At 48.7% G+C, this 8,257-nt stretch carries 9 protein-coding genes and 1 pseudogene; 4 read left to right on the top strand and 6 right to left on the bottom strand.

Annotation, left to right across the window (positions count from 1 at the left end):
• The first annotated feature begins 76 nt into the window (after window positions 1-76).
• Together ABUL11_RS10570 and ABUL11_RS10575 are read left to right on the top strand one after the other, a co-directional pair.
• Window positions 77-718 (top strand): Rpn family recombination-promoting nuclease/putative transposase, encoded by a 642-nt coding sequence (locus ABUL11_RS10570; protein ID WP_350283818.1) that lies wholly within the window; start codon window positions 77-79, stop codon window positions 716-718.
• Window positions 719-740: 22 nt separating this feature from the next.
• Window positions 741-872 carry a hypothetical protein gene (locus ABUL11_RS10575; RefSeq protein WP_350283823.1) on the top strand — a complete coding sequence of 44 codons (132 nt, stop codon included), beginning with the start codon at window positions 741-743 and terminating at the stop codon, window positions 870-872.
• Window positions 873-966: 94 nt separating this feature from the next.
• Here the strand turns inward: ABUL11_RS10575 and ABUL11_RS10580 are convergent, their stop codons facing one another.
• A complete protein-coding gene (locus ABUL11_RS10580; RefSeq protein WP_350283819.1) occupies window positions 967-3,330 on the bottom strand; it encodes a TonB-dependent siderophore receptor in 2,364 nt (787 codons plus the stop codon).
• Window positions 3,331-3,880: 550 nt separating this feature from the next.
• Here ABUL11_RS10580 and dinB point away from each other — a divergent pair.
• Window positions 3,881-5,029 (top strand): DNA polymerase IV, encoded by a 1,149-nt coding sequence (gene dinB / locus ABUL11_RS10585; RefSeq protein WP_350283820.1) that lies wholly within the window; start codon window positions 3,881-3,883, stop codon window positions 5,027-5,029.
• A 15-nt stretch (window positions 5,030-5,044) separates the two neighbouring features.
• Window positions 5,045-5,212 (top strand): hypothetical protein, encoded by a 168-nt coding sequence (locus ABUL11_RS11285; RefSeq protein WP_502890045.1) that lies wholly within the window; start codon window positions 5,045-5,047, stop codon window positions 5,210-5,212.
• Window positions 5,213-5,487: 275 nt separating this feature from the next.
• Here ABUL11_RS11285 and ABUL11_RS10595 read toward each other — a convergent pair whose 3' ends face one another.
• From ABUL11_RS10595 to ABUL11_RS10615, 5 genes and pseudogenes are all read right to left on the bottom strand, one after another.
• On the bottom strand, window positions 5,488-5,811 hold the full coding sequence (locus tag ABUL11_RS10595; protein WP_350283824.1) for a type II toxin-antitoxin system RelE/ParE family toxin: 324 nt from the start codon (window positions 5,809-5,811) through the stop codon (window positions 5,488-5,490).
• 3 nt (window positions 5,812-5,814) lie between these two features.
• Entirely contained in the window at window positions 5,815-6,075 is a 261-nt protein-coding gene (locus ABUL11_RS10600; RefSeq protein WP_281871733.1) for a type II toxin-antitoxin system ParD family antitoxin, read from the bottom strand.
• Between the two features lie 142 nt (window positions 6,076-6,217).
• Window positions 6,218-7,252, bottom strand: coding sequence for a FecR domain-containing protein (locus tag ABUL11_RS10605; RefSeq protein ID WP_350283821.1), 1,035 nt, complete (start codon window positions 7,250-7,252; stop codon window positions 6,218-6,220).
• 5 nt (window positions 7,253-7,257) lie between these two features.
• Window positions 7,258-7,839: a sigma-70 family RNA polymerase sigma factor gene (locus ABUL11_RS10610; RefSeq protein WP_350283822.1), complete on the bottom strand. Its 582-nt coding sequence runs from the start codon at window positions 7,837-7,839 to the stop codon at window positions 7,258-7,260.
• A 179-nt stretch (window positions 7,840-8,018) separates the two neighbouring features.
• Window positions 8,019-8,257 (bottom strand): annotated as a pseudogene (locus ABUL11_RS10615) (short-chain dehydrogenase); the annotation flags it as partial.

Here is an 8,257-nt window from a genome sequence, read left to right on the forward strand (position 1 = left end):
CGTGCCACTGGCTATCGGTGTCCATGCAGTCGATCCAAATATTGGTATCGACTAAGAAACCCGCCGAGCCGTCATATTGTATGTCTACCTGCTGCTCGAATTCCAGTCCACGGTAGACTGGTTCATGGCGGTGCGGATCATGACCTATGTCGGTTTGCTGTATCAGGATCTGATCAGAAGTGAATCGATCCATAAGGGTGAGCAACTGCCGCCAGTGCTGCCGGTCGTGCTATACAATGGTGATAACCGCTGGCAGGCACCGGTAGACATCAGTGAACTGATCATCCCGATCCCGGGTGGATTGGAACGCTATCGGCCACAGCTACATTATCTGCTGCTGGATGAAGGCAGCTATCATGATCATGAACTGGCCACCCTGCGCAATCTGACAGCAGCATTATTCCGGCTGGAGAATAGTCGTACGCCGGAAGATGTCCAACAGGTGTTGCAGGCGTTGATCGCCTGGTTGCAATCACCACAACAAAGCGGATTACGGCGGACATTTACTGTCTGGTTAAAACGGGTATTTCTGCCTGGCAGAATGCCGAAGGTTAGATTTGATGAAATTCAGGATTTACAGGAGGTACACAGCATGCTGGCAGAACGTGTCAAGGAATGGACCAAAGACTGGAAACAACAAGGCATAGAGGAAGGATTACAAAAGGGATTGCAGCAGGGGCGACAAGAGGGACGCGAAGAAGGGTTGCAGCAAGGGTGAAGCCGAGTTTCTGCTGCGCCTGCTGGAACGGCGTTTTGGTCCGATCAATGAGACGATACGTACCCGAATCAGGGCAGCGGACTCGCAAACCTTGCTGACCTGGGGAGAACAGATACTGACGGCACAAACGATCGAAGAAGTGTTTGAAGCATGAACCGTTCAGGAAATGGCGGGGTTCCTTGCTGGATTTTGCAGGAAGAAGTTCTCCGGGCTCTATTCTGAGCCCGGAATATATTCAGGAAAAAACGCTAAAACATCGTACTGACGGAAAATGCAACGGTTCTCGGTACGCCTAAGTAAGTAGCACTCTGCCAGTAATCTTTACCAGTCAGATTGATGACATTCAGACGTACTGTCAGCGCTTTATCCAATACACGAGTGCTATAGCGTGCGCCAATGTCGTACAGGGTATAACTAGGAATCTTATCGGTATTGGCAGCATTAGCATATTTTTCACTGGTATAGTAGATACCGCCAGTCAGGCTCAGCCCTGGAATCCATGGAAGCGCATATTCTGCATAAATCTTACCCATTCTGGAAGCAGCATTAGTCGGTTTTTTGCCTTCCAGTGCGGGGTTATTGGATTTCTCTACGCTGAGATCCATCAGGGTACCACCCCCCATGATAGTCAGATTGTCGGTTATTTTCCCAGTCAGGAGTAGCTCTACACCATTATGCACCTGCAGACCATCTTGGACATAACTCGGAATGGGTCTTGCATTATCAGAATACTGGTTGGCTTTTTCAATCCGGAACAGTGCAGTGCTCAGCAACAAATTGGGATTGATATCGTATTTCAAACCCGCTTCATATTGTTTGCTGACTAACGGGGGAAGCATTTCTCTACGATTGGCATAGGTATTACCTACTATTGTACCTTGCTCAAGTGCTTCCATATAGGAAACATAGGTCGTTACATCCTCGATTGGTTTATAGAGCAGTGAAACAGTGGGGGTCAGTGCAGATTTGTCATATTTACTGCCATTGCCATACCAACCGGTTCCTCTATTAATCGTAGTAGCGTAATTGAGTCCAACCATCGCAGACCATTGATCATTGAAGATAATATTATCTCCTATCAGGATATTATTATACCGGCCAAGATAGGTTGACCCCGTGCCGGGAGGTTCTTCCCAGACCGGCTCAGATATGTTTTTAAGTTCACTCAGAGAAAGGTTTGTGCCAAACTTGTCAGGAAGACCTTCAGGCGAAACTTGATCAAGAACAGTAGAAGAATAGCCGAATGTCAGCTTATGGTCGATAGCAAAAGTTGAAAAATGAGTATCCAGGTAGATATAGCCCCCATAATTTTCATATTTATCCCAAGCTCCCTTTCCTATTCTGGGAATAAAAGTCCCGTCTACCTGTTCATCTAAATTTATTTGTATGGTTTTCGCATGAGTATTCTGATAGAAAAAGGCACTTCTGAGAGTGAAATACTTACTCGGATCCCAGCGTAGGCTGGTGTAGGCCTTGTGACTTTCCAGGTCGTTAGATGCCCATTTGGGAGAATAGCGTTTACTGGTATCGATCGCAGTTCTTTCCCCTATATTATTAAATAAAGGTTGTATTGCATCTTTTCTGTAGTCATTATAGGTATACTTGACATCGGCATAAAGAGTATCAGTAAGGTGGCCATCCAGGACGATGTTGGCGACTTTCTGATTTACTGGTTCGCCGATGGCGGTATCTCCACCCTGATAGAGCAGATTGGCCCGATAGCCGAAACGACCTCTCTCGTCAAATTTTCCGCTGATATCAGCGTGGCCGTAAAATTGGGTACCCCCGTAATTACCGAATGTCAACCTTCTGAGTGGGACATGAGTCGGGCTTTTGGTAACATAATTTATTGCTCCCCCGACTCTGCCACCGCCATAGAGAAAACCTGATGTTCCGCCGAGAATTTCAACTCGATCGATCTCGATAACGGATACGGCAGAACCATTTCCAGCAGCCATAGGGATACCATCATAAATCGGATTGGATGATTGAAATCCACGTATAGTGACCAAGGGAACGCCATTGTGATTCTGGATGTTCGGTTCCTGAGTCAAGGGATTCATTTTAAAGATTTGTCCCATATTCTGAGCATTAACGTTTTCGATCAGATCGGAAGGGACAACGCTCATCGAATAAGGGATATCGCGTAGACTGCGTTCACCCCACAGACCAATTCCACTGATATTGCTGACTCGATAACCTTCTTCTGCTGTGCCTTGTTTCAGGAAATCAGCCGACGTACTCACCGTCATCAGAGGAAGTGTTCCGGCTTCACTCGTAGCCAGTTGCAGGACGTACTGCCTCTGTGCATTACGTTTTGCCTCCAGCCCGGTACCCGTCAGCAGCGCGTTCAATGCTGCTTGCGCACTGAATGTGCCGCGCACACCGGGGGTAGTCTTATCCTGGGCGAGCTCAATGGCACCAACGAGGAAGATACCGGCTTCGGTAGAAAATTGCGTCAGTGCATTACTCAGGGGTCCAGCTGGAATATCGTAGCGACGCATGGTGGCAGCTTGAACCTGTTCGGTTGCAGGAGCTGCGGTAGTTTGTGCTCGGGTATCGGTTGACCCGCCCGCGGCAATGAGCAGGCTGCCGGCAAAGATTAATTGCATGATCAGCCTTAGAACCTGTTCACGATCCCACTGAAGGGCGCATTGTGGCGTTAAAATCGAACTCAAAATGCTCACATACTTCGAGTATGCTCCGTTTTCTCGTTCAATTTTGCCTTGCACTACCTCCCTTGATCGAGATCGTGAACAGGTTCTTAGCAGATACAGGAATGAGCCGAATGGCAAGGGATGCGCCGTAGTGGCAGCGCGGGGAGAGCAACTGCAAAACATGATATTTTTTCCTCAGACAGGGTTAATGTAACGCTGCAAGCGCTTTCATCGCCAGGATTACCGGCTGCCTGAGCAAATTGGTCGGATATACCGATCTTGCCTTTCAGGCAGTTGATCAATCGCTGATATGAACTGCGCTCTCACCCTGTAAATCAATCGAGGGGGCAAAAAGCGGAACCATTTTCAAAAAAATTTTGTACGGTCTTTGAGATATCGCTGCAAAGAAGGGAAACTGACACTCTGGAAGATTGCGAGGCGTGACTGCTTTCCACTGTCCCGAATATCCCGGAGAGGAGTTTGAAATACGATTAATATGCATGGCATGAGTACGAGAAATCGCCGTATTGCCCATCTGGATATGGATGCTTTTTATGCATCGGTAGAACTTCTGCGTTATCCGGAATTACGGGGATTACCGGTTGTCATAGGCGGCCGATCGGTTCACCAGCCAGTCATTCAGCCGGACGGGAAGCGTTCATACGCAAGGTTGCGTGACTACACCGGTCGAGGGGTGGTAACGACATCAACTTATGAGGCACGTGCGTACGGCGTTTTTTCAGCGATGGGGATTATGAAGGCCGCACAGTTGGCGCCTGATGCCATACTGTTACCTGCGGATTTCGATACCTATCGCCACTATTCGCAGCTGTTTAAAAATGCGATTGCAAGGATTACACCCCATATAGAAGATCGTGGCATCGATGAGATTTATATCGATCTGAGCGAGCACCCTGATGAGACAACTGCACTCGCATCGAGTATCAAGCAGGCAGTGCGTGATGCCACGAAGCTATCCTGTTCGATTGGAATAGCGCCCAACAAGCTTCTGGCAAAAATCAGTTCCGATCTTGAGAAACCTGATGGACTGATTATTCTGACTCATACTGATATCCTGAATCGAATCTGGCCTTTGTCAGTTCGCAAGATTAACGGAATCGGGCCAAAAGCAGAAGAAAAGCTTGCCAGGCTGGATATTCTGAAAATCGGGGAATTGGCCAAGGCTGAACTTAGTTTGCTCCAGGCTCATTTTGGTCGTAGTAATGCAATCTGGCTCCATAATTCAGCCCATGGTCGCGATAACCGTCCTGTGGTAATCAGTTCAGAATCCAAGTCAATCAGTCGTGAAGCAACCTTTGAACGAGATCTTCATGTGCGTGAGGATCGGGAAATACTATCGGATATCTTCGCCGGATTGTGTACGCGTGTTGCGGAAGATTTGCAACGCAAAGGATATGTCGGGCGAACGATTGGTATCAAGCTGCGGTACGAAAATTTTAAAACGATTACACGTGATTTGACTGTACGGAACCCGACTGCTGATGCATCAATTATTCGCAAGGCTGCGAGAGATTGCCTGCGGCGTGTTCCTTTGGAGCAAAGGCTGAGACTGCTCGGCGTTCGTATCAGTGGATTGTCCAGGATCAGTACGTTATCAAAGGAAAACTATTACTTTCAGGAAGAATTGTTCTGATTAATGGAGAAGACTATGGATATCAGACCAATCAGAACAGACACTGACTACCGTTCAGCACTGAAAGAAGTCGAAACGCTCATGACTGCAGAATTCGGAACAGCAGAAGGCGATAAACTGGATATTTTGGTAACTCTGATTGAAGCTTACGAAACAGCAACATTACTTGCTCGATCCGCCTGATCCTGTTGAAGCCATCAAATTTGAAATGGAACAGAAAGGCCTGACTGTAAGAGATCTGGAACCTATGATTGGAAAAAGCAACCGTGTATATGAAGTCCTGAATCGCAAGCGTTCTTTGACACTCAAAATGATTCAGAGACTTCACCACGATCTGGGTATCCCTGCTGAATCTTTGATAAAACAGCCATAACTAGCCACTTCATGTGCAAAGAGGTGTACGAAAAGTTTAGCTACGTCATCCGAACAAAAAATGTTGAGTGTATGTTTCAATCCGCTTACTTAAGGTTAAATTCCTGTGCGTTGATATCTTGTTTTTGATGTAAAACGCGTACCACAATCATTGTATCTTCAATAATGCGGAAATAAAAACAACGCTCACGATAAGGAAATACACGCAAACCACTGCTTATCCAGTCACGCGGCGAACCCGTAACTCCCGATTTGGCTAAACTGAAAAGTTTGTTTGTCAAATCATTTATGAATATTTTGGCTGCTGTTGGATTGTCCCGTTTTATATGTTCATAAATTGCTAACAAATCCGCTTTGGCAGTATCGGTGACGATGAGGCGCAGACTTTGAATTGTTTTTCTCCCTTGGATTCCTTAGCGGGTAATACTGTTTTCAAACTCTTGTGCATTATCATATTCTGTAATGCGTCCGGCTTCTATATCTGCGTCTCCTTCGGCAATCAATGCTCGTAGGCGTTTAATTTTTTCATTGTTCTCATAGTCTTCTAAAAGGCGTAAGCCGGCCCGCACAACTTCTGTTCGATTTCCAAAGCGGCCTTTCTCTACCATATTTGCAAGAAATTCAATATCACGTTCACCAAGTGTAAAACTTACTGGTTTGGTTGTTCTGGCCATTGTCATAGTCCTTCTTTATCATATTTGAGTAATATTAATACAATATATAGTATTGTTGTTAATCAGATCAGCGATAACATAAAATACTGCTATCACGCCATATGATGCGGTAGTAGGGAGAATTCCGGCAGGTGTCACCGACTCAATGACTTTGATCAGCGTCGGCTCGTGCCTCGATGCTGACCCACCAGGGCAGTGTGCGCTGGATGTGGATCGGGAGGGCAGATGCCAGCATGGTCAGGGTATCGTCGGTGTCTCGTAGCGGGAAGCTGCCGAACACGCGCAGACCAGCCACTTCAGGGGCTATACCCAGATATCCATTGCGATAACGGCGTAGTTCCTTCACGACATCGCCCAGTGACATATCCCAGGCCACCAGTACACCACGGCTCCAGGCTTCGCGTGCACCATCGGCCGGTTCGACCGCTGTTGAGGCATCGGTGGTAAAACGGGTTTGCTGTCCCGCCTGGATGAGGGATGGAGTCCCTGCTGCAGGCGTTATTTCGACGCTGCCCTGATAGACTCCCAGGAACGTTTTGTCACTTTCCACTCGCACAGTAAAACGGGTGCCTAATGCTTGCAATCGTCCCTGTGGTGTGTCCACTACGAAAGGCCGCTGCGGGTCAGTAGCAGTATCGATCAGAATTTCACCTGTGATCAGACGCAGGCGTCGAAGACCGGCGTGATATGCTTCGTTGAGCGCGGTGTCGGTATTGAGCCAGACATGCGTGCCATCCGGCATGACGACTTCGCGCAGTTCACCGGTAGCAGTGCGATAGTCGGCCATCTGTGCCAGAACGATACCGGGCAGTGATGTATGACGCCAGGTTGCCCAGCCGAATAGCCCGGTCCCGGTCAGAACGACGATACCAGTCAGTATTTTGCGGCGCTGCAGCACCCGTTTATTGGCAGCCCACAAACCATCGGCAGTTTGTCGGGGATCAGGGGTGGCGCGGATAGGCTCGAAACTGCGGCTGATGGTTTCGACATATTGCCAGGCGAGACGATGGTCAGCGTTGTGCTCCAACCAGGATTGCCAACGGGCATGATCATCATCAGTAGCTTCGCCGGAGCGAAGTAGCGCATACCACTCGGCAGCCTGCTCCATTGCCTGATGCGAGGGTTCGGTCCGGGTAGAATCAGACGTAGAATCAGGCAGTGGAGTCGTAGTGGACATGTGAATCAGGTCATGCCGGGATCAAGGGACTCGACCACGGTTTGTCTGGCCTGTAATTGCATGCAGCGCAGCATAGCCTGAGCAACATACTTGCGTACCATGCGGGAGGAAACGCCAAGTGCTTCAGCTACTTCTTTGTCTGTCATCTGGCAGCCGGCAGCCATGAGGAAGGCCCGGGCAGCTTTGGGGGAAAGATCGAGCAGCATGGTACCGATTTCATGCAGTGCTTCCAGTACCATCGCTTGCCGTTCAGGAGAGGGGGCATATGTTTCCGGCCAGGCAGCCAGGGTATCCAGCCAGGCTTGTTCGATCTCACGCCGGTGCCACAGGTTGATGCACATGCCCTGAGCCATGGTGCGCGGATAGGCACGTGCCTCGCCGAAACTGGCGAAACCATGAGGGGCTGGTTTGAGAATGAGGCGCAGAAAAGCATCATGCGCCAGATCGGCTGCGTCAGCAGCGTTACCCAACCGGTGGCGTAACCAGCTATACAGCCAGTCATGATGATCACTGTACAGGAAATGAATCTGCTGCATTGCAAGATCAGCGGCTGGCGCGGTGCCTTCTTGGGGGTCAGTCGAACACATACGTAAGTCGAACAGGAAAATGAGAACTATTCACATTCTACAAGATGCAACGTGAATCCTGCAATCGAACTCTGATTGATTACTGTTGGCGGTGATGTATATCCATCAACAGATCAATCCTCCATATTCATGTAGGGGATGTTGTAGAAGATCTGGTGATTGTATGGCAGATGGCAGATTTACTGATGATCATTCCCCGTCTTGGCCAGTATTTTATCCAGTATGGAAACCGGGAGGATGCGTTTGAGGAAACCGAACAGGTGTGTCGGGAGGGTGACGTAGTAGCGTGCCTTGGGAGTTTCGGCTTCCAGCGCATGAATCACTTTCTTCAGCACGGCTTCGGGGGGTAGGGTGAAAGGGACAGCCGGACCCGGTTTGTTGAGCCGGTTGAGAATGGCGAGATATTTTTCGCGATGAA

Origin of the sequence: Nitrosomonas sp., assembly GCF_040256045.1 — a bacterium.
In the GTDB taxonomy this organism is placed as follows: Bacteria; Pseudomonadota; Gammaproteobacteria; order Burkholderiales; family Nitrosomonadaceae; genus Nitrosomonas.